This is a genomic window from Synechocystis sp. PCC 7339 (genome assembly GCF_019924095.1).
Taxonomy (GTDB): domain Bacteria; phylum Cyanobacteriota; class Cyanobacteriia; order Cyanobacteriales; family Microcystaceae; genus Synechocystis.
Genome location: NZ_CP063659.1, coordinates 2,741,903 through 2,765,834, shown reverse-complemented (window position 1 = coordinate 2,765,834; position 23,932 = coordinate 2,741,903). Strand labels below are relative to the sequence as shown.

The window sequence follows — 23,932 nt, the reverse complement described above, 5'->3', positions numbered from 1 at the left end:
ATATCAGGGGGACTAAATTTCCGCCACCGCCCGCTCAATCAAACGATGGGCCAGGGTTTGAATGCCCGTATGTTCGTAGTAATTGGTGGACATGTCAATGAAGGCGGCCAGGTAATCCATCTTGTCCTCCGTCACCTCCATGAAATTCCGCAATTTGCCCAGCAGTTTTTCCCTCGTAATCTGGCGATCGCCCGCAAAGCTAGTCATCCAGCCCTGCACAGAACCAAAACTTTCACCGATAAAATCCAGTTGACTGCTGGTGCTATTGCCAGGGATAAGGGGCTTAATTCTGTTGAAAGTCTTGTTTTCTTCCAACTCCTTGGGGGTTAATTTTTCCAAAAAGTCCATGGTGGTCAGGACAAAACTAGGGCCAAAGGGAATGATGCCGTCAAAACTGATCAGGGCCGCCATGCGGATCAAGGACTCGCCGCTGTAGTCCGTCAGGGAACGGACAAAATCCCCAATGCTATTGCCGGGAATGCCATTAATTTGGCAGAAAGCCACCAATTCCGCCACCAATTTAATGGACAGGTCAATGGCCTGGGCTTTTTGAGGATTGGGGGTAATTTTATTCAAAAAACCGAGGAAATTAATACTTTCCCCCACCTTATTGGCCAGGGCCGCCGCTCCCAGAGCACTGTCGGTGGAGTCCACGGTTTGGTAGAGCCAGAGGGCATTCTGATAACCTTGGGACTTATCGTTAAACAACCACACTGCCCGATCGCCGATTTGTTTCACCAAGGCAGGATCGGTCTCCCCGGTCACTTTTTTAATCGTATTTTCAAAACCGACCAAATTTTCCCATTGCCCCGGCACGACAAAATCGAGAGAATTGAGCAACGTCACCGTCAACCCGCCTGTAGGAAGGTCATCCACTAATTTAAAAATCGGTTTACTCACGGGAAAAACTCCTATTTAATCGCTTTACTATGGGCGGGCAGTTTTACAAACAGTTTTAATTTCTGGCACTCAAATTTTCTAGCCCCTTAAGGTCAAATCGGCCCAACCAAGCTTCCCTGTCCTGGAGCGTAAACGACGGCGATCGGGATAAAACCTTGACCTGATAACGATCGCCCACCAACAGAGCCGTGCCAGTGGTACCCTGTTGCACCACAGGAAAACCGTCAATAGCTTGGGTACTGGCCTTAAATTTATCCGCTGCGTTGGGATTATTTTTGACGTCATTGATGGACATCACCGCCACATCCTGGCCATTTTGCTTGAGTTTAATTTCCGCAAAGCCCTGCTTCTCCTGAGCAAAAACCCGTTCATACTCCCCATCAGCCTGGGGGAAAAAGACATTGAATTCTCCCCCCTTGGTGGATTCCTTGGTGACGGCATCTGCGCCCCGTTGGGTGCTTTCCTGTTGGGCCTGGTCAAATTGGGAAGGGGGTTGGCTGGTGCAGCCGGCGGCGCCAAACCAGAGTAGGCCCAGCACCAGGGTCAGGGATAGGAAGCGGGTGAGTCTTTTTCTCATGGTGGGGGGGATAAACGTCGACAGCAAAGGGGAAAATGGTAGATAGGGAGCGAGGTTGGCCGGAGTCGAACCGGCGGCCCAGCGCTTAGGAGGCGCTTGCTCTATCCGTCTGAGCTACAACCTCATATCAACAATTTATTCTGCCATATCCCCTAAATCATACCCTGAGCGGTGAAACCGGCCCCCGGTCAATTTCCCTGGTAGGGTACAATTCTTAATTGGCTTAGCTTTGTTTAATTTACAACCCGCCTGTCTTGGACAACGAGGGCCCGACCGGCACCCAGGGGCGTTTAGGATCGAGTTCAGTGGATTTATTTCAAACCTTTCAGACCCATAATCCTGTTATTGGCGTTGTACACCTCCTACCATTGCCAACTTCGGCCCGTTGGGGAGGCAATCTCACCGCCGTCATTGAACGGGCGGAACAAGAAGCCACGGCCCTTGCCGCTGGGGGGGTGGATGGCATTATTGTGGAAAACTTTTTCGATGCCCCTTTCCCCAAACAAAGGGTTGATCCGGCAGTGGTCAGCGCCATGACCTTAATTGTCGATCGCCTGCAAAATTTGGTGGTGGCCCCGGTGGGGATCAACGTTCTGCGTAACGATGCCCATAGTGCGTTGGCGATCGCCAGTTGTGTGGGGGCAAAATTTATCCGGGTTAATGTGCTCACGGGGGTCATGGCCACGGATCAGGGCTTGATTGAAGGCAATGCCCACGAGCTGTTGCGCTATCGGCGGGAATTGGGCAGTGACGTGGCCATCCTCGCCGATGTGTTGGTGAAGCATGCCCGACCCTTGGGTACGCCCAATTTAACCACCGCCGTAACGGATACCATTGAACGGGGTTTGGCCGATGGCATTATCCTGTCTGGCTGGGCCACGGGCAGTCCCCCCAATCTAGAAGATTTGGAGCTAGCCACCAACGCCGCCAAGGGCACTCCAGTGTTCATTGGCAGTGGAGCCGACGAGGATAATATTAGCCAGTTAATCCAAGCGGCCAACGGAGTAATTGTGGCCAGTTCCCTCAAACGCCACGGCAATATTAACGACGCTATTGATCCCATCCGGGTCTCGGCTTTCATTGAAGCCATGGCCGAGGGGTTAAAGACCAAGCCCACTAAGTCAACCGGGGTGGATGCTCCCACGGGGACAAAATCAGTGGTCTGTTGAGGATTTTGTCGTTTAATTACAAAATTTTGCTGGATTTAGCCAAATGAGTTTCCCTAGCATCAACTTGGGGAGTAAATGTGGCGAAAAACCCGTTTTTTCCTATCTGAGCTAAACAGATGCAAGAATCTTCTCCTACGGCGATCGCCAGAATTTTGGATGCCAATTTAAACCGGGCCCGGGAAGGGTTACGGACGGTGGAGGAATGGTGCCGTTTTGGTTTGAACCATCAACATTGGGCGGAGGAATGCAAACAACTGCGGCAAGCCTTGGCTCCCTGGCACCAGGATGATTTGCGGGCGGCCAGGGACACGCCGAATGATGTGGGCACCCAATTGACCCATGCCCAGGAAGCTCAGCGGACAGATGTACGAGCCCTGTTACAAGCGAACCTCTGTCGGGTGGAAGAGGCGTTAAGGGTGCTGGAGGAGTACGGCAAACTGCGAGACCTGGCCATGGGAGCCTGTTGCAAACAGTTACGCTACCGGGTTTATGCCCTGGAAAGTGAGTTGTTGGGGGCTAAATTAGTGCAAAGATTGAGGCAATGTTCCCTTTATCTAGTCACTTCACCGCAAGAAAATTTACTAGCTACAGTGGAAGCGGCTCTGCAAGGAGGATTGAAGTTAGTCCAGTATCGAGATAAGGACACGGAAGATCAGTTCCGGTGGCAACGGGCTAAGGATTTGCGACAATTATGCACCCAGTACGGAGCTCTATTTTTGGTCAATGACCGAGTGGACTTAGCCCTAGCAGTCAATGCCGATGGGGTGCATTTGGGACAGCAGGATTTACCCATTGCGGTGGCCCGTCAACTACTGGGGCCCGAAAAAATCATTGGCCGTTCCACTACCAACCCGGAAGAAATGGCCAAGGCGATCACCGAGGGAGCGGACTATATCGGTGTAGGCCCTGTGTATGCCACCCCCACTAAAGCTGGAAAAAAACCTGCTGGTTTGGAGTATGTTCAGTATGCGACCGCCCACTCCTCGGTGCCCTGGTTTGCCATTGGGGGAATCGATGGGTCAAATCTCGCAGAGGTGATGAAGGCCGGTGCCACTCAGATTGCGATCGTCCGGGCCATTATGGAAGCCCCAGAGCCTAGCCAGGCCACGGCCCAATTGTTGACCCAGCTAGGCGGGATAAATTCTTAGGCGACGGTTCGGCTCATCTCCAAAGCTATCAGACTGCAAACGGTAATGTTCCACCAGTTCATGTTGCATTTTCCGCACATGGGGCGATCGGGGTAACAGTTCCACCGGTTGCCCTGTGGGAATGACAATTTGCTCCACCGCTAGGCGGGCTTCCTCCAGGGCTTCTAGCTCATCGTTACTGCCACTGCGGGTAAATAAACGTAGATCGGCCGCCTCGGCTTTGTGGGGTTCGTCCATGCCCAAAATCCGTTTCAGAGCCCGGCTAATTTGGGGAATGGTGTTGGATTTAACTCCATAGATAGGCACTTGGACGCCCTTGGCCATCTGGCGTAACTTTTGATTGCCTTTGACGTGGGAGCGCAGGGCCAACACTGCATCGGCCTGATGGACATCCTTGGTGACGGCCACTGGTAGCTGCAAAATTTCAATCACCTGGTCTAACTGCGATCGCCCGACGCCGTAGGGGTAAACATAAACCGGCAAATCTTCACCGTTGGGCCCCGGTACCCTAACTTTGGGTTCATCATCCCCTTCCCACTGTTGCCAGGACTGTTCCAGTAAGCGCTCAAAATCCCGCACTTGGTCGGCGTTGGCATGGAGGGGGGCTTGGGGTTTCATCCGCCCAGTGGAACGTAAACCTGTGGGTCTTGGCCGCAACTGGCGATCGTCCACTAACCCTAAAGAAAAATAGGGGGGCGGCTGGGGCGTTCTTTCCTGGGATTGGGTTTCCACCGTTTCGATTTGTAGCTCTCCTTGTTCGTCCATGTACCGCAACTGTTCCACCGGAGGGCGGCCCCGCAGAAGATTATCAATTGTCAGGGCCACATCGCTGTGGATAGTCCATTTTTGCCGCTCCAACATTTCCACCGCCATGGCAAAGGTAGGGGGAGCCTTCCTTTCCAACACAGTTTTTTGGGAACCCCGCCGCCGGGCTTCGTCATCCCCCAATGTCACTGCTTGAATACCTCCCACTAGGTCTGAGAGGGTAGGATTTTTGATTAAATTTTCCAGACGGTTACCGTGGGCTGTACCGACCAATTGTACTCCTCGTTCCGCAATGGTGCGGGCGGCTAAAGCTTCCAATTCGGTGCCAATTTCGTCAATGACAATCACCTCTGGCATGTGGTTTTCCACCGCCTCAATCATCACCTGATGTTGCAATTCCGGCCTGGCCACCTGCATTCTCCGGGCCCTACCGATCGCCGGATGGGGAATGTCCCCGTCCCCGGCAATTTCGTTGGAGGTGTCGATGATCACCACCCGTTTATGGAGATCGTCCGCTAGCACTCGGGCAATTTCGCGCAGGGCCGTGGTTTTTCCGACTCCAGGTCGCCCCAATAGGAGTAGTGATTCCCCAGTTTCCACCAGGTCTTGGATGAGGTTAATGGTGCCAAACACCGCTCGACCCACCCGACAGGTCAAGCCGATAATTTCATTGGTGCGGTTACGGATGGCGCTGATGCGGTGCAGGGTCCGTTCAATACCCGCCCGGTTATCGCTACTGAATAGCCCAACCCGGTCGATGGCATATTGCAAATCCTCCTTGGCGATCGGACTATCCCCTAGGTAGACCGCAGTACCCGGGAAACGGGCTTCTGGTAATCTTCCTAGGTCCATCACCACTTCCACTAACTGTTGTCGCTGGGGATGGTCAGCGATGATGGCTTGAATAGAGCGGGGCAGAATGGTTAATAGCTGTTCGAGGTCGTCAACGGGGTAATCCTGATGGGCCAGGCTAAGTTCCGACATTATGGTGGTAAGGGCTGGGTTTATAAAATTTTCTAATTACCTATGAAGATAACAAAGGAATCTCCAAAACTGGCCTAATTTCTGCCAAAATCAATTGGTAACATTGAAATACAGCTATTCTCGCGGCACTCAAACAAAGTATCGTCCGGGAACTGCTTCATATCAAAGGTACTAATAAATGACAACTACCATACACTGCAGAGTTATCCGCCAATCATCCTCCGGCGATCACCAGAGTTTGTCTAGGTCTTTGTTAAAAAAATTAGTCGTGGTGGGCATGGGATTGACCTTGCTCAGTTTCGGTGTAGCCCCCGCCTTTGCCCAAACCTTGAGCGAAAAAATTGTCGCCATGGAAAAAGCTCGGGAACAGGAATTCGCTACCTATTTTGGGGAAAGTCTAGCCGAAGTGACCCAAACCCCAGAGGATATTGCCCTCACTCTACAAAAAATTAGCGCAGAAACCGGCAAAAAACCCGCTGTGTTATGGGTCATTCCCGAAAAAGAATTTTTACATTTAGTATTAGTTACCCCCGACTTAGACCCCATTGTGGTGGATTTACACGACGTACCGGAGGCAGTGTTAAGGCCGGTGGTGTCCACTTTTCAGCGGGAATTACAACTATCTCAAACCGTCAATCGCCGGGAGGCCGCCCAGCAACTGTACCAGTGGATTATTGCCCCCTATGCTGAAACCCTGGAAGCCCAAGGCATTGACACCCTGCTCTTTTGCTTGGGCAATGGGGTGCGGGGTTTACCCATGGCGGCCCTATTTGATGGCCAGGAATATCTCTTGGAAAAATACAGTCTAACCAACATTCCCGCTTTCAACTTAATTGATAGTGATTACAAACCACTCCGCCCCGGCAATATTCTAGCCATGGGGGCATCGGAGTTTGCCGACCAAAGTCCTTTGCCAGCAGTGCCAGTGGAATTGGAGAATATTGTCTGGGAAATGGCAGTCAATCGTCCGGCGACAGACCGTTGGCAGGCAGAAACTTTCCTCAACCAAGATTTCACCGTCGATCGCCTCCAGAAGGAGCTAGAACAAAAACGTCCCACCATTGTCCATTTAGCTACCCATTCTTCCTTTCGTTCCGGGAAACCAGCCAACTCCTACATCGAATTTTGGAACGATAAATTAGCTTTAGACAAAGTTAATCAGATCAATTGGCAATCCCCGGCGGTGGAACTACTGGTACTCAGTGCTTGCCAAACTGCCCTGGGGGATGACGAGGCAGAACTAGGTTTTGCTGGCCTAGCCCTGAAAGCCGGGGTTAAATCGGCCGTAGCCAGTTTCTGGAATGTGGATGACGGGGCAACATTGGTGCTGATGACTGAGTTCTACCGGCAATTGGGCCAAACCTCTACCAAAGCCGAAGCCCTGCGCCAGGCCCAACTGAAAATGCTCCGGGGGGAATTGACCTCTGAACTGGAACAGGCGGGCATTTCCCGGGGGGCGATCGCCCTGCCACCATCCTTAATCAACTTGGGGCAAACGAATTTTTCGGCGCCCTACTACTGGGCATCCTTCACCATGCTTAGTAGTCCTTGGTAGGTATTGGTAAGCACTGATAATCCATATTTTTTCCTACCAATCTCCCTCATTATCCCAGGAGGAGAAAGCAAAAAATCTGGTGGGAGCTTGGCAAATTCCATCTATGGATGGGTGCGTTTAGACTCAATGTTATGATCTATTTAACACACCCTTCTATCCCACTTTTTGGCAATGGCTTCTGTTTCCTCCCGGCCTAGTAATGGTCTTTCCGCTCCAGAATCCAGCATTGTTCCCTCCCCTCAGCAAATCAGTGCCCAGAGGAATATTGCCGACTCCATTTCTCCCCGTATTCCCGCCGCCAACACAGCCCAAATTATCAAACTCCAGCACCATCTGGAAGGACACCGAGGCCAGCGGTTTATCTTGGTAATTCAAGATTTTCCTGACCCCGATGCTCTCTCCAGTGCCTGGGCATTTCAACTGATTGCAGCCCAGTACGAAATCCAGTGTGAAATTGTCTATGCTGGCACCCTTTCCCACCAGGAAAATATTGCTTTAGTGAAGTTAACCGGCCTGCCCGCTAAGCGCTGGGGTCCACAAACGCTCAAGGATATTGACCTCTCCGATTACCAAGGTTGTGTGTTGGTGGATAGCCAGGGCACCAATAGTCAACTAATGCCTTTAGTACAGGAAGCCGATATTGCCGTTGTGGTGATTATCGACCACCATAGTCAGCAGGAGGAAGTAGAAGCAGAAAATGCCTTTGTGGATATTCGTCCGGGCAGTCGTTCCACCGCCACCATTTTGACGGAATATCTCCAGGGGGGCATGTTGGATTTCAACAGCAGTAACCCCACCCACGTTAAATGTGCCACAGCTTTGATGCACGGCCTGCGTTCCGATACCATTAACCTGCTCCAGGCCCAGGAAGCGGAGTTTATGGCGGCGGCCTACCTCAGTCGCATCTATGACGCCCAGTTACTCAATGCCGTGTTGCAATCGGCCCGCTCCAAACGGGTGATGGAAGTGATTGAGCGGTCTTTACAAAATCGAGTCGTACAAAATAACTTTTCCTTGGCCGGGGTAGGTTATCTCCGCTACGAGGAACGGGATGCCATTCCCCAGGCGGCGGACTTTTTAGCCACGGAAGAAAACGTACACACCGCTTTGGTTTACGGCATTGTCCATGACCGGGCCAATGATATTGAGTTGGTCATTGGTTCCCTCCGCACCAATAAGCTAACCCTAGACCCCGATGAATTTTTGAAAGATAGCTTGGGAATGGACGGTGCTGGGCGCTACTACGGCGGTGGCCGGGACATGGCTGGAGGATTTGAAATTCCCGTCGGTTTCCTAACGGGATGTAATGACCAAGCGGAATACACCAAACTAAAATGGGAAGTGTTTGATCGCCAGTTGAAGCAGAAGTTTTTCCGCCTTATTAACCCCGACCATCGGGTGGTTCATTCTTAATGCCGGCTAGGATCTCTATAGCCCAGGGAAAATTGGGTTTCATCAAACCAGGCTAGCCTAAATCGACAAATTACCGATGGGGTCTTGGGCCATAAACATGCGATCAGTGGGTAGAGATGCCACGGGTTCCGTGAGGGAAAAGGTGCCGGCCTCTAGCCAAGCCTTGAGGGTTTCCGCCACTTCCCTGGAACGCGCAATACTGGCCAAAGGGGCCACTCGTACCGTTTTGCCTTCAATGATAATTTTGCCGCTTTTAAGCTGGCCGTAGGTGACCAAACCGAAGGTAGGTCTGACCCGACGGGGAATGGAAAAATCCACTACCGGAGCCACAATGTCTTCATCTTTGACGGCACATTGCTCAATTACCTGTTCATTCAACACTGGAATGGGTACCCCCACTCCCAACATTAAAGAGGGGCCATAGTTTTTTAGGTAACAACCCCTCACCCAATAGGCATCCATTTGTTTGGCATCGCCAATGAGGGCGAGGGTGGCCGCTGGGCCGATGGGAGTGTGGTTGGGCAGACGTTTTTGCAAAGGAAAATGCTGGGTGCCTTCCCAGGCAATGTAACCCACGCCTCCCCCCAGGAAGATTTTGGTGCCAATGCCGATCGCCTGGAGGAGGGGGTCGTTAAACAGGGGGCCAATGGCGCCGGGGTTGGAGTACACCGCATTGCCCAGGCGGGGTTGCAGAGGGCCTAGGTAGGTATAAAGTAGGCGATCGCCACCATTCACGCCCACAATGAAATTTTGGTAAAGATTGCGGGGGTTGTAGAGGTAAAACTGATTGATGCGGTCGGTGCTAATCACCGTCTCCAGGGTAGTGCGGGGATAACAATCGGTGCCCTGGCCCACAGCCCGCAGAGGCAGACTTTTACCAGCAATTAAGTCTTCAATAATATGACCACCGCCCCTTTCGGCCAGGCTGTCCCCTTCGTTGAGGTTATCGCCAGTGTTGGTAATGTCCGCCGCCGCCGTAGCGCCTAAATATAAGTCCACCGCTCCAAAGCCTGCATAGGCCGGAATGCCATCTAGCCAGCATTGACGAATTTTAATGGGGGGATCCGTTTGTCCGAGGTTAATCACCGCCCCGGAGGATTCCATTGGCTCAAAAGTTCCAGTGCAGACCACATCCACCTGTGCTGCTACCTTTGCAATTCCCAGTTCCCCTACTTGAGCTTTGACCTGCTCCGCTGTCCAAACTGTTGCTTGTCCCCGGCTGAGTTTATCGTTAATTTCGGCGATCGTCCGCATGGCGATGGCCCTACTAAAACTTTTCTAGCCAGTCAAAAATCCGGTCTAATTCTTCTAAACTAATTAACCCATACTGCCAGAGAATAATGGGTAGGTTATTACTGTTGTCGATGGCGTTACAGGCGGTACGTTCGGCGACTGCCAGGGATTCTGCCGGTAGAGAAAGGTCTTGGCGGAGAAAATTTAAAAGACTTTGATAATAGTTGGGTTGACTCATGGGGGACGGAAAAAAATTTTATAAAATTTGGACTCTATTTCGGGTTAGCTAGCTGAATGCAGCCAAAACTTTTGCTACGGCCATTGCAACAATCCTCCCGTCTCCGTCGTCGCTGAATGACAATGGATAGAAGGACTCACTTTTTATTCCACACACCCAAATATTGAAGGTTTTGGACAGGGGACAACCATGGGACATAGCCCAAACAACCAAAACTTTGCAGCCATTCTAGAACTAAAGTCCTGTAGACAAATTTAGACAGGCCACGAGCTAGATACTAGCCTAGGACAGTCTTCTCTGCTTGCAATCTATCTTGCGACATATTCGGGCTTTGGAACCGAAGCAATAGTTAAATAAAGCTTAAGGTTCGGCAATGACGTGGGCGAAACAAGGAATCGTTTCCCTCGGGCTACTATTCTTACCACACTCCCACCCCAAAAGCTAGCCAACAAAAATTTTCTGCAATAAAGCTTGATGTTGGAGGGCAGATTTTTGCAAAGGATTTCCCCCTGTCCAGGGTTGCCGCCGTTGAAAACATTCTTGCCAAACTCGGCTTAGTTCCTGGCTATCCATGGGCAAATTGACTAACTCCCAACCTGGTAGCCTCACCTCTGCCATGAGACGACTAACCTTGGGATCGTAACTAAGGGCAAAACAGGCACTGCCTTCCGCCGCCGCCATGATTAAACTGTGGAGTCGCATGCCAATGGTGAATTCTGCCCCCCGGAATAAACCTTTACATTGCCGGGGATCTGGGCGGTAAAGAATTTCATGACTGCCCGGTAGTTCCACGGCGATCGCCTCGGCAATGGCTAAATCCTGGGATTTTTGCAGGGGAATGAGCCGCAAATGGGTTTGGGTCTGTTGTTGAAAATCCTTGAGGGCTTGGGTAATTACCGCCAAACGTTCCAGGGTCAATAGATGATGGGCCCGCAAATTCACCGCCACCATGGGCAAGGGGCTGGGGGGAGGCACCATGGGGTCGGCGGCCAGGGACCAGACAGGATCGGCGGCCAAATAGGCCTGCAATCCCCATTGCCCCACCAATTGGAGGGAGTCTTCATCCCGCACGCTGATGCCGCTACACCCCCTGAGCACCCGTTGGGTAAACCAGCGCAGCGGTAGCCGTGTCAGGGGGCCAATGCCCTGGGCCCAGGCAATGGTTTTTAACCCCCGCATCTGGGCGATCGCCATCAAACCACCGTAATAGAGGGGACTAACCACACTGGTCACATCCTGCATTAAACTGCCTCCCCCCCAGATAAAACCGTCACATTGCCCCAAAAGTTGCCAAATTTTACTCCAATTTCGGTTGTAGTGGGTTTCAACACCGTATCTCTCCTCAGTGGTCTGGGGATTGGCAGATAGCACCACTGGCTCTACCGTAGCAGGAAGCATTTGCAGTAAACAGACCAAAAGGGCCTCATCCCCGGCATTATCTTGACCGTAGTAACCGCACAGAATGACACGCATTGTTATCGGACTATTTCCTCTTGTGGACTCGCTAGCAATGGGGAAGAATTTGTTTAATTATCTTTTGGAATAACTATGGCCTTTTTGCAAACCTGGCTGGCAGACTATCAAATTCCCCTCACTCTGGCAGTTATTGTTTTTGCGTTGGTGATGTTTGTGCTGGAGTGGTTACCCATCGACACCACCGCCATTCTGGTGGCCGTGATTTTAATGGTGTTGGGTTTAGTCACCCCCACGGAGGGTTTAGCGGGGTTTAGCAGTTCCGCCACCGTCACCATCATGGCCATGTTCATTTTAAGTTACGGCATCACCCGCACCGGCATCATTCAGGTTATTCGGGATAGTTTAATCAAATTTGGGGGCAATAGTTTACGGCGGCAACTGCTACTGATGGGGCTGATTGTGGGGCCTAGTTCTGCCTTTCTCAACAATACGGCGATCGTCGCCATTTTTTTGCCCATTGTGGAAGAGTGGGCCCGACAAAGACAGATTTCTGTTTCCAAGCTATTAATTCCCCTGTCCTATGCCACCATTTTGGGCGGGATGATCACCCTCCTGGGCACCTCCACTAGCATTTTGGCCAGTGGCTTGGCGGAAAAACTCACCGGGCAAGAATTTAGTATTTTCCAGTTCACGCCCCTGGGTTTACTTACTTTTAGCGTTGGCATCACCTATGTTGTCCTGGCGGCCCCGGTTCTGTTACCGGCGAGGCGGAGTGTATCCGATGGCAATGTAGCCGCAGAGTATCAAATTAAGGATTACGTCAGCGAAATTATTATTCCCCCCCGTTCTAGCCTGATTGGCCAAACCCTGCGACAGAGTGAAATTCAGCGCAAATTTGACATTGACGTGCTGGAAATTATCCACAACGACACCCATTTTCCTCAACCCTTGGCCGATCGGATATTGACCATGGGGGATATTTTGTTGGTGCGGGCCGGACGGGAAGATTTACTCAGAATTAAAGATGAACGGGGCGTAGAAATTCTAGCTGATGTGCAATTTGTTGATGCGGAAGGGATTAGTGGAGGTCCGTTGGAATCGTCCGAAGAAAAGGTGGCGGAGGTACTGATTCTTTCCAATTCCCGTTTAATTGGTTCTACCCTGAAGGATTTGCGTTTTCGTCAACGCTATAACGCCACGGTCATTGCCATTCGTCGGGGGGAAGAATTAATCCGCCAGCGTTTAGGAAAAGTGCGCCTAAAGTTTGGTGATTTATTACTGCTCCAGGGCCCTAGGGAAAGTTTCCTTGGTTTGCAGACCACCAGGGAACTATTAGTGTTGGAGGAAAAACCCCTCGATAATCTCCGTCTCGATAAGGCCAAAACGGCGATCGCCATTGTCGCTTTGGTAATTATCACAGCGGGGTTAGATATTTTGCCCATTAGCGTCACCAGTTGGGCTGGAGTAATGGCCATGGTGATTAGCGGTTGCCTGAAGCCGGGGGAAATTTACGGGGCCATTCGTTGGGATGTGATCTTTCTCTTAGCAGGGTTAATTCCCTTGGGCACCGCCATGGAAAATTCCGGCACCACCGCCTGGTTCGCTAGTTTTTTGGCCGACACAGGGGGCCACCTTTCCGGCTACGCTCTGCTACTTTTGTTTTACCTAGCTACGGCCCTGCTAACGGAAATTTTGTCCAATAATGCCACCGTGGTACTCATGCTCCCCATTGCTTTCCAGGTGGCCCAAAGTTTGGCCTTAAACCCTTTGGCGTTTATGTTTGTGGTTACCTTTGCCGCTTCCAATAGCTTTATGTCTCCCATTGGCTACCAAACCAACACCATGGTTTATGGCCCCGGTGGCTATCGCTTCACAGATTTTGCCCGCATTGGTGCTCCTTTGACCGTTATTCTGACCCTAGCTACGCCCCTATTGGTCATGCTGATTTACGGTGTCCAGCAAGCAAATTAAACCCCTTCTCCATGGCCAAACTGAACCTTGCCCGCCGTCTCGATCGCCTGCCACACTTTGAATGGTGGCTCTGGTTGGGCATTTTTTGCCTGGGGTTGATAGGAACTTTAAACCATGCTCCTTGGCGAGATGAAGTTAATGGCTGGTTAATTGGTCGAGATAGTGTTGCTTTTGCTGATTTTTGGCGTAATGTGCGCTACGAAGGCCATCCTCTGCTTTGGTATGGGTTGCTTTGGTTACTAAACCAATTGACCCCTAACTTGCTGGCCATGCAATTATTTCATCTGGCCTTGGCCATGGCGGCGATCGCCATTTTTTTGCGTTATAGTCCCTTTCCCCGCTGGCAAAAGTTAATCTTCTGTCTCGGTTATTTGCCTTTTTATGAATATCTCCTCATTAGTCGTAACTATGCGTTGGGCATACTAGGATTGTTCGCCTTTTGTGCCCTGTTTCCCCGCCGCCAACAGACCTATCTCCCCTTGGCTTTTTGTTTAGCCTTCATGGCCAACAGCAACGCCTATGCCTTAATGATCAGTGTCTGCCTGGCGATCGCCTTGGGGATGGAATGGATTTGCCAAAAACCGTTGGGGGTTACGCTCCAGGCTCCTTGGTGGGACAGGGCAGTAAGTGTTTTGTTCTTCACTGCGGCCGTGGCCCTGTCGGTGATGGTAATGGTACAACCGGGGGACAGCACCCTCCATGGCGGGGCGGATCAATGGATTTTGCACTGGGATTGGTATCGTTTGGGGCAGGCTTTGAGCCGAGTTTGGAATGGTTACATCACAATTTTAGTCCCTTCCGATCGTCGACCTTTGGACTTGGGGCTTTTCAGTTTTTTTTCCCTGATTTTTTTGGTGATTTGGTCATTATATTTTAGTGATTATCCGCTGATTTTACTTTTTTATTTGTTAGGTAGTGGGGGGATTTTACTATTCACCTACGGTAGATTTTTAGGTGCCCCCAGACATTTTGGTAGCCTTTATTTGGTTTTAATTGCTAGCTATTGGTTAAAATTTTACCTATCTCCTACCCCCTTGCTGCGGGAAAAATTTTGGTTGAAACTGAAGCAATGGAGTCAAAGACTAGTCCCTTATTTATTTAGCTTAATTTTAGTTTGTCAATTAATTGGTGGTTTAGTGGGGTACACCAGAGATTTACTTTTACCCTATTCGGCTAGTCGAGCAGTGGCAAACTATTTGGTAGATCAAAATCTAGCAGATGCAACCCTAGTGGGGAGTAACGATTTTATGGTCAGCCCCATTGCGGCCCATCTCAATAGAAAGATTTATTATCCAGAAAGTCAGGCTTTAGGCAGTTTTGTGATTTTTACAGCCCAAAGACAGGAAGTGGATCAAAAGCAAATCTTGCAACAAATTGATCAACAATTGGGGCTGAAGCTCGCTCCACCGGTAATTCTGATTTTAAACTCACCCTTAGAAGTAACCCAACCCGGCTTAATCATCATTGCCTTAGACGAATTTCGCGATAGTTTTATCCGAGAGGAGCAGTATTATCTTTACCAAATTGATCGGCAAAACTAAAGTGACGGTTACGGCCGGCCTTTTTCGCTTTAAATAGGGCCCGATCTGCCCGGTCAATTAATTCTTTGGGAACCATATTTGGGGATGGCACCATGGTGGCGCTGCCAATGCTCAGGGTGAGATGGGGTTGAATGATGGAACCACGGTGGGGGATTCGAGCCTGCTTAAAGATTGCTTGTAGATGGGCCACCAAGACCTGGCAACCCTGATGATTGGTTTGGGGTAACACCAGGGCAAATTCTTCCCCACCATAACGGGCCGCTAAATCGGTACCCCGCCTGATCACTTTTTCGATCAACTTAGCCACTTGTTTGAGGCATTCGTCCCCCTGGAGATGGCCATAGGTGTCGTTGTATTGTTTAAAAAAGTCGATGTCACACAAAACTAGGCTGAGATATTGATGGCTTTTAGCTAATTTTTGCCATTGTTGTTCCAGAAAATGATCCAAATAACGGCGGTTGCCAATGCCGGTCAGCCCATCCATGTTAGCCAAGTAATGCACCTGGGCAAATAAGGCCGATTGTTGAATGGCGATCGCCACTTGGCTGCTGAGATGACGCAAAAATTCTATTTCCCAGGGTAACCATGGCCGGTGTTGGACTCCGACCCGGACAACCAGTTGCCCCCAGATGCGATCTTCTTGATGGGGCTTTTTTTGCCGGATGGGGACTATGAGCGCTCCATCTTTAGCCCTTGGTGCTAGGCTTACTTGTCCAATAGGAGGTTGGCGGAGGGGGTCAATGGCTCGGCAAGGAATCGGCTCCGTGGGTTCCCCATTGAAATCCGGCTCCCGCTGGGGGCTATGACGGCGATCGCCACTGGTTAGGAGAGATGAACTAGGTGCCGCCACGAGAATTCTGCTCGCAGTGGGGGAATAGCAACGGTAAATAACCACCTGATCCGCCTGGAGAAATTTGCGCACCTCATCCACCGTGGTCTGCAAAATAACTGATAAATCCAATGATTGCCGAATTTCTTCCAAAATACGACCCATTAATCGTTCCCGCTCAATTTGTGTCTGTAATTGTCGTTTAGTTTTTTTTCTTTCCAAGCCATAGACAATTGCTTTGGCAATCTGACTTTCCCGCAGGTATTCTTTAACTAAATAATCTTCCGCCCCCTTTTGTAGTGCTACTAAACCCATATTTAAATCTGTGGCCGTCGTCAGGACAATAATGGGAATATGGGGAGCAAATTTTTGTATGGTGGTTAAAGCGGGAATGCCCTGACCGTCCGGTAAAAATAAGTCCAGCAAAACGGTGTCGAAAATACCACTCTGGAGCCGATTAATACCCTGAGCCAGGGTCCGGGCCACCTGGATCTGTACCCCAAAAAAAGATTGACTTTCCAGTAAAATCCTGAGCAATTCCACCTGGCATTGCTGATCTTCAATCAGTAAAATTTGCAGTCTTCGCTGGCAAAAAGTCACAAAAATTCGCAGATATTCTGAGGTAGACGTTAACTAAAGCAATGGCGGCGAGCAGGAGACTTCCTAAGTACACTGACATTATCTGATGCCTGGGCTTAGGCAGTTCAATATTTTCGGGATTTTCCCAGGGGATAAAAGCCCGTTAGATCAAGCATGGAGAGAACCGCAGAACTTTTGCTGATGGACAAATTCTAACACCGGCCAAACTGGTTCCGCCCCAGTAAATCAACGGAAGGAAAAATAAATTAGGCGTTACACTGAAAATCGCCCTTGATCTTTTTTTTGTTAGTACCATGGCTCAAACTCCCCTCCGCATTGGTATTGCTGGCCCTGTGGGCTCTGGCAAAACGGCCCTTTTGGAAGCTCTCTGCAAAGCCCTAAGGCAAAAATACCAGTTAGCTGTGGTCACTAACGACATTTATACCCAGGAAGATGCCCAATTTTTAGTCCGGGCAGAGGCCCTCACCCCCGATCGCATTCTTGGGGTGGAAACCGGGGGTTGTCCCCACACGGCCATTCGGGAAGATGCCAGCCTTAATTTAGCGGCGATCGCCGATTTAGAGGCCCGTTTTATGCCCCTGGATATGGTGTTTTTGGAGAGTGGGGGAGATAATTTAGCAGCTACGTTTAGCCCAGAATTGGTAGATTTAACCCTGTATGTGATCGACGTGGCGGCGGGGGACAAAATTCCCCGTAAGGGCGGCCCAGGCATTACCAAATCAGATTTATTGGTGATTAATAAAATAGACTTAGCCCCCATGGTGGGAGCAGATTTACAGGTGATGAACCGGGATGCAAAAAAAATGCGTGGGGAAAAGCCCTTTGTGTTTACTAATTTAAAAACAGCCACAGGACTAAGCACTGTGGTAAATTTCATTGAACATTATCTTCCTAGCAAGATTCTAGTAAGTTAATCACAGTTTAATTGAGTTTAATTAAAAAATTCTCACACACACAAACTTATTCTTTGACCCAAGGAGATTAGCGATAATTAACGACTATTTAATCTACTGGACAAGCCAATTGTTAACCAGAATTATCTCGGTGCCGAAGAAATGATTGCTGGGTAAAATACTATTTTTGTTTGCCGAATTCAAATTAATTTATAAGGAATGTGGATAGTCGCAATCAATTAATAATAAATAGTTTTATTAGCTCGCTAAATCCCTATTTAATAAATGTAATCTTGAGAGGATAGCGATACCGAATTCCTTCATTGGCTTTCACTGCCGCCATAATTGTTACTACTAGATCAAAAACTAAAACAGCAATCAAAAGAGGGATGCCAATTAATAATAGTATTAAAACACCGGAAACAATCACATAAATCAAAATACTAATCTGGAAATTTAAGGCTTCCTTAGCCTGATCATTGACAAACTCCAGCTCATCTTTTTTCATCAGCCACACCACCAACGGAGCAATGATGTTACCGAAGGGCACAAGGTAACCCGCAAAAGTGCTCAAATGAGCAATCATGGCCCAGTTTCTGCTTTCTGGATCGACTTGGTTAGGTTGATTGGTCATGGTTAGTACCCCACTGCGTATAGTCGGCTAAGATTAAGTCCAGTATACAGAGATTTTTTGGTGCTAAAAGTTAATACGACAAATTTCACATCTAAACCATCACAGTAACAACAATGAGTGAAATAGTTCCGTCTAACCGTAGCAGAATTTAGCGTGATCCCGATTTCTGCTAATTTTTCAAACACATTCTTAGATTTTCAATAGAATTTTAATAGCCCCTTAAACTGGTTCAATTGATTTGTTGCGTCTGTTGCTTCCCATCGGTTCGCCGACCAAGATTAGCAAAGACAGTTTAAAATCGTGAAGAAAAGTTAAGAGCCTTGCTGCCCCCCTATGCCTGACCAAAACAGCATCCGTATTCGAGGCGCTAGACAACATAACCTAAAAAATGTCGATCTAGACCTGCCCCGCGATCGCCTGATTGTGTTTACAGGGGTATCGGGGTCAGGGAAATCTTCTTTGGCGTTTGATACCATCTTTGCGGAGGGGCAACGGCGCTATGTGGAGTCCCTGAGTGCCTATGCACGACAGTTTTTGGGACAGTTGGATAAACCGGACGTGGACAGCATTGAGGGGCTGAGTCCAGCTATTTCCATTGATCAGAAATCCACTTCCCACAATCCCCGCTCTACTGTGGGTACGGTGACGGAAATTTACGACTACCTCCGTCTGTTATTTGGCCGGGCCGGTAGTCCCCATTGTCCCCACTGCCAACGGAACATTGCCCCCCAAACCATTGACCAAATGTGTGATCGGGTGATGGAGTTGCCCGAAAAAACTAAGTTTCAAATTTTGGCTCCGGTGGTAAAAGGAAAAAAAGGCACCCATGTGCAACTATTTTCCAGTTTGGTTTCCCAGGGTTTTGTGCGGGTAAGAATTAACGGAGAAGTACGAGAATTAAGTGACAATATTGAATTGAAAAAAAACCAAGCCCATACCATTGAAATAGTCATTGATCGCCTGATCAAAAAGGATGGTTTACAGGAAAGACTGGTGGACTCCCTCAGCACTTGTTTAAAGCAAGCAGAGGGCACGGCCATTGTTGACATCTTAGACAAGCCAGCCTTGGCTGCGTTAAGTGGGGGTAAAAAAGATGACAAAGAAACATTAAAAGCGGCGGAAAATGGTCAAGTTTACCACACAGAATTACCCAAGGAAATAATCTTTTCAGAAAACTTTGCTTGCCCGGAACATGGGGCAGTAATGGATGAGCTTTCCCCCCGTTTATTTTCTTTTAATTCTCCCTACGGTGCTTGTCCTGATTGCCATGGTATTGGCTTTGTGCGCTCCTTTTGCCCTGATTTGGTCATTCCCGATCCAGAAAAACCCGTCTATGCGGCGATCGCCCCTTGGTCAGAGAAGGATAATTCCTATTACTTATCGTTGCTATACAGTTTGGGACAACATTTTGGGTTTGAACTGCAAACCCCTTGGAAAAAATTAACCCAAGAGCAAAAGGAAGTGGTTTTATACGGTACGGAAGAAGAAATTTGGTTTGAGGGCGAATCTCGATACCGCAACAAACAGGGCTATTATCGTCGTTTTGCCGGGGCATTGAATATCCTGCAAAAAAACTATGACGAAACTAACTCCGATGCTATTAAACAAAAATTAGAAAAATATATTATTAATCAACCCTGCCACACCTGCGACGGCAAAAGATTAAAGCCAGAAGCACTGGCAGTAAAACTAGGGCAGTACAACATTAATGATTTAACCAGTGTGCCCATCCGCCAGACCCTAGAGCGGATTGAGAACCTAGAGTTGACCCCCCGACAAGCCATGATTGGGGAGTTGGCTCTCAAGGAAATCAAGGCCCGTTTAACCTTTCTCCTGGATGTCGGTTTAGACTACCTGACCCTGGATCGGGCCGCCATGACTTTATCGGGGGGGGAAGCCCAACGGATTCGCCTTGCCACTCAAATTGGTTCCGGCCTTACTGGGGTTTTATACGTTTTGGACGAACCCAGCATTGGTCTCCATCAACGGGATAATGACCGCCTCCTGGCCACACTGGAACGACTGCGGGATTTGGGTAATACCCTGATTGTGGTGGAGCATGATGAAGATACCATCCGCCACGCTGACCATATTGTCGATATTGGCCCCAAAGCGGGTATCCACGGCGGCGAAATTGTTTGCCAGGGAAATTTTCAGACCCTATTAAAAAATAAGCGATCCCTCACCGGGGCTTACCTATCCGGGCGGGAGGCGATCGCCACTCCAGAAGAACGGAGAAACGGCAATGGGGCTAAGTTGATCCTGAAAAACTGCACCCATAACAACTTACGGGGCATTGATGTCACCATTCCCCTGGGGAAATTGGTATGCATTACGGGGGTATCCGGTTCCGGTAAATCCACCCTGATAAATGAACTGCTCCATCCGGCCCTGCAACATCACCTTTCCCGCCAAGTGGCATTTCCCAAAAATCTGGGGGAAATCATCGGCCTCCAGGCGATCGATAAGGTAATTGTCATTGACCAGTCCCCCATTGGCCGCACCCCTCGCTCTAACCCCGCCACCTATACCGGCATTTTTGATCCAATTCGGGAAATTTTCACCCAAACCGTTGAGGCTAAAGCTAGGGGCTATAAACCAGGACAATTTTCCTTTAACGTCAAAGGAGGCCGCTGTGAAGCCTGTGCCGGGCAAGGGGTCAATGTGATTGAAATGAACTTTTTGCCCGATGTTTATGTGCAGTGTGACGTATGCAAAGGAGCCAGGTATAACCGAGAAACGTTGCAGGTTAAATATAAGGGTTACTCCATTGCGGATGTGTTGGCTATGACCACCGAAGAAGCATTGACAGTGTTTGAGAATATTCCTAGGGCGGTGAATCGTCTGCAAACTTTGGTGGATGTGGGGTTGGGCTATATCAAACTAGGTCAACCGGCCCCCACTCTATCCGGGGGGGAAGCCCAACGGGTCAAACTAGCTTCGGAATTATCCCGCCGGGCCACGGGCAAAACTTTGTATCTGATTGATGAACCCACCACAGGACTATCTTTTTACGACGTGCACCATTTACTGAATGTGTTGCAACGCTTGGTAGATAAAGGCAATTCCGTTTTAGTCATTGAACATAACCTCGATGTAATCCGTTGCAGTGATTGGATTATTGATCTGGGCCCCGAAGGTGGTGATCGGGGAGGAGAAATTATGGTAACGGGAACACCGGAAACTGTGGCCCAACATCCTAGTTCTTACACAGGAAAGTATCTAGCTAAGGTATTGCCGTCCTAAAATTTGAGGGTACTTTTACGCTCCTGTGCATTGCAAAAAGCGATGATCAGGACTTGCGGAATTTTCTGTAAATTAGGGTTTTGGGAAAAAGAAATTAATAAATCCAGTCAATCTAAGGACAGTATCTTGATCACTCGGTATAACAAGGTGGAGCAGATACATTGCACTACCTCATTACATTAATTCATAGCCTAGAAACAAGAAATTTTATAGCTTCCTTACATTTTTCTCTCTGCTCTTTTGCTACCTGAATCTTTTCGCCATAGACTTCATAGGTATGGTGATCCATTTTGCTAAGCGGAAGTCCTTGATTTGCCGCTACACCCCCTGCACTGTTGAAGTTTCTTAATTCAATGCTGTATGCCAATTCAAAATCTTGAAGACTATTAATTTTTATGGCGAGGCCTTCAAATTTATCAGGGTTCTTTTTATATTCTGAATACATTTTACCGATGGCTTCATTAGAAAGTTTCAACGGCTTTCCAACAGGGAAAGGGTTGGAAGCAATCATGTCTCAGTTGTTCTTGTTCCCGTTATATCTAGTCTAAGATGAGTTGAAAGAAGCGCCTTCTTTGCAAAATCGAGTTAAACTACAGCAATTTGTCACCAATGCTTCGACGACAACAATCTGTCATCACGACACCTAATTTGGCATCATGACAACAATTTGTCACTGATGACAAAGAGTTAGTCACTGTACAGTGGAAAGTATGGAGATTAGCGGACTCGAACCGCTGACATCCTGCTTGCAAAGCAGGCGCTCTACCAACTGAGCTAAACCCCCTTGAACTGGCGCATGCTACGTCGTTTGGTAACAAACCTCAGCTATTATAGCCATAGAAGTTCACAACAAGCAAGGATTTTTCTGCTTTCCTATGGCTCACCAGGTAACAACTTTTTATCACTTCACCCGGCTCGATGATTTGCAGGAAAAGCAAAGCTGTTGGCAGGGGTTATGCGATCGCCTGGGGCTGAAGGGAACCATTTTGTTGGCGGAGGAAGGGGTCAACGCCACGATCACCGGTGAGTCAGAAGCCATCGAGGAAATGGTCAAGACCATAGCGGCGGCCTTGGGAATAACCAATATGCCCCAACGTCATTCCTGGGCGGAAACCACACCATTCCAACGGATGAAGGTAAAAGTTAAGCCCGAAATAGTCAGCCTTGGCCTTCCCCAAGTCACCCCAGAAAAACAAGCGGGAACTTATGTTTCTCCCCAGCAATGGAATCAACTGCTCCAAGACCCTGATGTGGTGGTAATTGATACCCGCAACGATTATGAAGTGGCGATCGGCACCTTCCAAGGGGCAGTCAATCCCCGCACGAAAAGATTTCGCCAGTTCCCCGACTATGTGAAAAATAATCTGGATCAGCAAAAAAATAAAAAGGTAGCGATGTTTTGCACTGGGGGAATCCGCTGTGAAAAAGCCAGTGCCTACCTGTTGGAAGAGGGATTTGCAGAGGTCTACCATCTCCAGGGTGGCATCCTACATTATCTGGAAACTGTACCCCCGACGGAGAGTTTGTGGCAGGGGGAATGTTTTGTCTTTGACCAACGGGTGGCGGTGCAAGAAGGTTTAACGGTGGGTTCCCATGCCCTCTGTGACGGTTGTGGATATCCCCTCAGCTCCGACGATATTCATTGTCCCCAGTGCGGTTTAACGGTGGCGGGAAGCAATGAGCTATAGCCTGAGAATTGCCGATCTGCCGGAGGATGAACGCCCCAGGGAAAAATTGCTCAAATATGGGGCTAAGCATCTGGGCAATGCAGAATTGATTGCCATTCTATTAGCCACGGGTCAGGGTAAAGGTAAGCTGTCGGCGGTGGGGCTAGGGCAATATATCCTGCAACAGTTGGCACAAAATCGTCAGGATCCCATGGATGTGTTGCGTAATATCCATCCCCAGGAATTAATTGCTTTTCCTGGCATTGGCCCCGCCAAGGCCACCACAATTTTAGCGGCGGTGGAATTGGGTAAACGGGTGTTTCAAAGTCGTCCCCTGGAAAAAATGGTGGTTGATAGCCCCGAAGCGGCGGCGATCGCCTTGAGCCAGGATTTGATGTGGCAGACCCAGGAACATTTTGCCATTGTCATGCTGGACGTAAAAAACCGCTTGCTAGCCACCAAAGTGATCACCATTGGCACCGCCACGGAGACCCTAGTTCACCCCAGGGAAATTTTTCGGGAGGTGATTAAACAGGGTGCCACTAGGCTGATTGTGGCCCATAATCATCCCTCCGGTGGGCTAGATCCGAGCCCAGAAGATATCCGGCTGACAGAATTGCTGCTCCAGGGGGCCCAATACTTGCAAATTCCGGTATTGGATCATCTCATTTTGGGCCACGGCAAGCACCAGAGTTTACGGCAATGCACAGATTTGTGGGAACGCTTTCCCCAGGGAGATTAGGGGAGAAAAAGTCCAAGGTCTGGGTTAGCCGTGGTATAGTGGAAGACTGTGTTCAATTACCAGCCACATTATGCCCAAACTTAAAACTCGTAAAGCCGCCGCCAAACGATTTCGCCCAACCGGCAGTGGCAAGAAGATTATCCGTCGCAAAGCGTTTAAAAATCACCTATTGGAACATAAGAGTTCTGAACAGACCCGTCGTCGTCTTTCCAACCTTGCTTTGGTGCATGAAGCCGATGAAAAAAATGTCCGGCTCATGCTTCCCTATATGTAACTGAGTAGTTAACGCTATTTTTGCTCACTTTTCAGCTAGGCACCAGGGGAAGTTGGGATGGAAAGAATCTCAGTCAGGTTCTAACCCCAAACCAGTTTCCTGGGCAGGGCTGAAATTATCTTTAGTCTTTTAAAATT

20 protein-coding genes and 2 tRNA genes are annotated in these 23,932 nt (G+C 49.2%); 11 read left to right on the top strand and 11 right to left on the bottom strand.

Going from position 1 to position 23,932, the window contains the following annotated elements; all coding sequences use genetic code 11:
* Positions 1 to 12 precede the first annotated feature (12 nt).
* From IQE94_RS13105 to IQE94_RS13095, 3 genes are all read right to left on the bottom strand, one after another.
* Complete coding sequence (locus tag IQE94_RS13105) at positions 13 to 900, bottom strand: hypothetical protein (protein WP_212721135.1); 888 nt, start codon at positions 898 to 900, stop codon at positions 13 to 15.
* 55 nt (positions 901 to 955) lie between these two features.
* Positions 956 to 1,477: a hypothetical protein gene (locus IQE94_RS13100; protein ID WP_212721138.1), complete on the bottom strand. Its 522-nt coding sequence runs from the start codon at positions 1,475 to 1,477 to the stop codon at positions 956 to 958.
* A 50-nt stretch (positions 1,478 to 1,527) separates the two neighbouring features.
* Positions 1,528 to 1,601, bottom strand: a tRNA-Arg gene (locus IQE94_RS13095).
* Positions 1,602 to 1,782: 181 nt separating this feature from the next.
* Here IQE94_RS13095 and btpA point away from each other — a divergent pair.
* Together btpA and IQE94_RS13085 are read left to right on the top strand one after the other, a co-directional pair.
* A complete protein-coding gene (gene btpA / locus IQE94_RS13090; RefSeq protein ID WP_212721140.1) occupies positions 1,783 to 2,646 on the top strand; it encodes a photosystem I biogenesis protein BtpA in 864 nt (287 codons plus the stop codon).
* A 116-nt stretch (positions 2,647 to 2,762) separates the two neighbouring features.
* On the top strand, positions 2,763 to 3,794 hold the full coding sequence (locus IQE94_RS13085; protein WP_212721142.1) for a thiamine phosphate synthase: 1,032 nt from the start codon (positions 2,763 to 2,765) through the stop codon (positions 3,792 to 3,794).
* Here the strand turns inward: IQE94_RS13085 and IQE94_RS13080 are convergent.
* Entirely contained in the window at positions 3,774 to 5,543 is a 1,770-nt protein-coding gene (locus IQE94_RS13080) for a R3H domain-containing nucleic acid-binding protein (protein WP_223342097.1), read from the bottom strand. The two genes, IQE94_RS13085 and IQE94_RS13080, sit on opposite strands and share 21 nt — an antisense overlap.
* 178 nt (positions 5,544 to 5,721) lie before the next feature.
* Here IQE94_RS13080 and IQE94_RS13075 point away from each other — a divergent pair, with 178 nt between their 5' ends.
* Positions 5,722 to 7,098 carry a CHAT domain-containing protein gene (locus IQE94_RS13075; protein WP_212721147.1) on the top strand — a complete coding sequence of 459 codons (1,377 nt, stop codon included), beginning with the start codon at positions 5,722 to 5,724 and terminating at the stop codon, positions 7,096 to 7,098.
* Positions 7,099 to 7,269: 171 nt separating this feature from the next.
* Positions 7,270 to 8,511, top strand: coding sequence for a bifunctional oligoribonuclease/PAP phosphatase NrnA (locus IQE94_RS13070; RefSeq protein WP_223342096.1), 1,242 nt, complete (start codon positions 7,270 to 7,272; stop codon positions 8,509 to 8,511).
* 57 nt (positions 8,512 to 8,568) lie between these two features.
* Here IQE94_RS13070 and IQE94_RS13065 read toward each other — a convergent pair whose 3' ends face one another.
* The 3 genes from IQE94_RS13065 to csaB form a co-directional block, all read right to left on the bottom strand.
* Entirely contained in the window at positions 8,569 to 9,765 is a 1,197-nt protein-coding gene (locus IQE94_RS13065; RefSeq protein WP_212721151.1) for a homocysteine biosynthesis protein, read from the bottom strand.
* A gap of 13 nt (positions 9,766 to 9,778) precedes the next feature.
* Positions 9,779 to 9,982 (bottom strand): DUF2949 domain-containing protein, encoded by a 204-nt coding sequence (locus tag IQE94_RS13060; RefSeq protein WP_212721153.1) that lies wholly within the window; start codon positions 9,980 to 9,982, stop codon positions 9,779 to 9,781.
* A 441-nt stretch (positions 9,983 to 10,423) separates the two neighbouring features.
* Positions 10,424 to 11,455 carry a polysaccharide pyruvyl transferase CsaB gene (gene csaB, locus IQE94_RS13055; RefSeq protein WP_212721155.1) on the bottom strand — a complete coding sequence of 344 codons (1,032 nt, stop codon included), beginning with the start codon at positions 11,453 to 11,455 and terminating at the stop codon, positions 10,424 to 10,426.
* Between the two features lie 75 nt (positions 11,456 to 11,530).
* Here csaB and IQE94_RS13050 point away from each other — a divergent pair, with 75 nt between their 5' ends.
* Both IQE94_RS13050 and IQE94_RS13045 read left to right on the top strand, forming a co-directional pair.
* On the top strand, positions 11,531 to 13,369 hold the full coding sequence (locus tag IQE94_RS13050) for an SLC13 family permease (protein ID WP_223342095.1): 1,839 nt from the start codon (positions 11,531 to 11,533) through the stop codon (positions 13,367 to 13,369).
* Between the two features lie 11 nt (positions 13,370 to 13,380).
* Positions 13,381 to 14,910: a hypothetical protein gene (locus IQE94_RS13045; protein ID WP_223342094.1), complete on the top strand. Its 1,530-nt coding sequence runs from the start codon at positions 13,381 to 13,383 to the stop codon at positions 14,908 to 14,910.
* On the opposite strand, the gene rre8 is transcribed toward IQE94_RS13045, so the two are convergent.
* Positions 14,861 to 16,339, bottom strand: coding sequence for a high salinity-induced biofilm formation responseregulaton Rre8 (rre8, locus tag IQE94_RS13040; protein ID WP_212721161.1), 1,479 nt, complete (start codon positions 16,337 to 16,339; stop codon positions 14,861 to 14,863). The genes IQE94_RS13045 and rre8 overlap by 50 nt on opposite strands.
* A 293-nt stretch (positions 16,340 to 16,632) precedes the next feature.
* Between rre8 and ureG the strand changes: the two genes are divergently transcribed.
* A complete protein-coding gene (gene ureG / locus IQE94_RS13035) occupies positions 16,633 to 17,253 on the top strand; it encodes an urease accessory protein UreG (protein ID WP_212721162.1) in 621 nt (206 codons plus the stop codon).
* A 253-nt stretch (positions 17,254 to 17,506) separates the two neighbouring features.
* Here the strand turns inward: ureG and IQE94_RS13030 are convergent, their stop codons facing one another.
* A complete protein-coding gene (locus tag IQE94_RS13030; RefSeq protein WP_194016302.1) occupies positions 17,507 to 17,866 on the bottom strand; it encodes a DUF4870 domain-containing protein in 360 nt (119 codons plus the stop codon).
* 333 nt (positions 17,867 to 18,199) lie between these two features.
* Here IQE94_RS13030 and uvrA point away from each other — a divergent pair, with 333 nt between their 5' ends.
* Entirely contained in the window at positions 18,200 to 21,112 is a 2,913-nt protein-coding gene (uvrA, locus tag IQE94_RS13025) for an excinuclease ABC subunit UvrA (protein WP_212721164.1), read from the top strand.
* 184 nt (positions 21,113 to 21,296) lie between these two features.
* On the opposite strand, the gene IQE94_RS13020 is transcribed toward uvrA, so the two are convergent.
* Together IQE94_RS13020 and IQE94_RS13015 are read right to left on the bottom strand one after the other, a co-directional pair.
* Positions 21,297 to 21,623 (bottom strand): hypothetical protein, encoded by a 327-nt coding sequence (locus tag IQE94_RS13020; RefSeq protein WP_212721167.1) that lies wholly within the window; start codon positions 21,621 to 21,623, stop codon positions 21,297 to 21,299.
* A gap of 200 nt (positions 21,624 to 21,823) precedes the next feature.
* A tRNA-Ala gene (locus tag IQE94_RS13015) sits at positions 21,824 to 21,896 on the bottom strand.
* Positions 21,897 to 21,987: 91 nt separating this feature from the next.
* On the opposite strand from IQE94_RS13015, the gene IQE94_RS13010 reads away from it, so the two are divergent.
* The 3 genes from IQE94_RS13010 to rpmI all read left to right on the top strand — a co-directional run bounded on the left by IQE94_RS13010 (position 21,988) and on the right by rpmI (position 23,795).
* On the top strand, positions 21,988 to 22,800 hold the full coding sequence (locus IQE94_RS13010) for a rhodanese-related sulfurtransferase (RefSeq protein ID WP_212721187.1): 813 nt from the start codon (positions 21,988 to 21,990) through the stop codon (positions 22,798 to 22,800).
* A complete protein-coding gene (gene radC / locus IQE94_RS13005) occupies positions 22,790 to 23,521 on the top strand; it encodes a DNA repair protein RadC (protein WP_212721189.1) in 732 nt (243 codons plus the stop codon). The genes IQE94_RS13010 and radC overlap by 11 nt, the downstream gene beginning before the upstream one ends.
* 70 nt (positions 23,522 to 23,591) lie before the next feature.
* The gene (gene rpmI, locus IQE94_RS13000; protein WP_028947991.1) at positions 23,592 to 23,795 is read left to right on the top strand and encodes a 50S ribosomal protein L35; all 204 of its coding nucleotides are present in this window, start codon (positions 23,592 to 23,594) and stop codon (positions 23,793 to 23,795) included.
* Positions 23,796 to 23,932 lie beyond the last annotated feature (137 nt).

Excerpts from the sequence above, each read along its gene's own strand:
- IQE94_RS13100 (WP_212721138.1), bottom strand. The coding sequence starts at position 1,477 with ATGAGAAAAAGACTCACCCGCTTCCTATCCCTGACCCTGGTGCTGGGC.
- IQE94_RS13085 (WP_212721142.1), top strand. The coding sequence starts at position 2,763 with ATGCAAGAATCTTCTCCTACGGCGATCGCCAGAATTTTGGATGCCAAT.
- IQE94_RS13080 (WP_223342097.1), bottom strand. The coding sequence starts at position 5,543 with ATGTCGGAACTTAGCCTGGCCCATCAGGATTACCCCGTTGACGACCTC.
- IQE94_RS13075 (WP_212721147.1), top strand. The coding sequence starts at position 5,722 with ATGACAACTACCATACACTGCAGAGTTATCCGCCAATCATCCTCCGGC.
- IQE94_RS13070 (WP_223342096.1), top strand. The coding sequence starts at position 7,270 with ATGGCTTCTGTTTCCTCCCGGCCTAGTAATGGTCTTTCCGCTCCAGAA.
- IQE94_RS13065 (WP_212721151.1), bottom strand. The coding sequence starts at position 9,765 with ATGCGGACGATCGCCGAAATTAACGATAAACTCAGCCGGGGACAAGCA.
- IQE94_RS13060 (WP_212721153.1), bottom strand. The coding sequence starts at position 9,982 with ATGAGTCAACCCAACTATTATCAAAGTCTTTTAAATTTTCTCCGCCAA.
- csaB (WP_212721155.1), bottom strand. The coding sequence starts at position 11,455 with ATGCGTGTCATTCTGTGCGGTTACTACGGTCAAGATAATGCCGGGGAT.
- IQE94_RS13050 (WP_223342095.1), top strand. The coding sequence starts at position 11,531 with ATGGCCTTTTTGCAAACCTGGCTGGCAGACTATCAAATTCCCCTCACT.
- IQE94_RS13045 (WP_223342094.1), top strand. The coding sequence starts at position 13,381 with ATGGCCAAACTGAACCTTGCCCGCCGTCTCGATCGCCTGCCACACTTT.
- ureG (WP_212721162.1), top strand. The coding sequence starts at position 16,633 with ATGGCTCAAACTCCCCTCCGCATTGGTATTGCTGGCCCTGTGGGCTCT.
- IQE94_RS13030 (WP_194016302.1), bottom strand. The coding sequence starts at position 17,866 with ATGACCAATCAACCTAACCAAGTCGATCCAGAAAGCAGAAACTGGGCC.
- uvrA (WP_212721164.1), top strand. The coding sequence starts at position 18,200 with ATGCCTGACCAAAACAGCATCCGTATTCGAGGCGCTAGACAACATAAC.
- IQE94_RS13020 (WP_212721167.1), bottom strand. The coding sequence starts at position 21,623 with ATGATTGCTTCCAACCCTTTCCCTGTTGGAAAGCCGTTGAAACTTTCT.
- IQE94_RS13010 (WP_212721187.1), top strand. The coding sequence starts at position 21,988 with ATGGCTCACCAGGTAACAACTTTTTATCACTTCACCCGGCTCGATGAT.
- radC (WP_212721189.1), top strand. The coding sequence starts at position 22,790 with ATGAGCTATAGCCTGAGAATTGCCGATCTGCCGGAGGATGAACGCCCC.
- rpmI (WP_028947991.1), top strand. The coding sequence starts at position 23,592 with ATGCCCAAACTTAAAACTCGTAAAGCCGCCGCCAAACGATTTCGCCCA.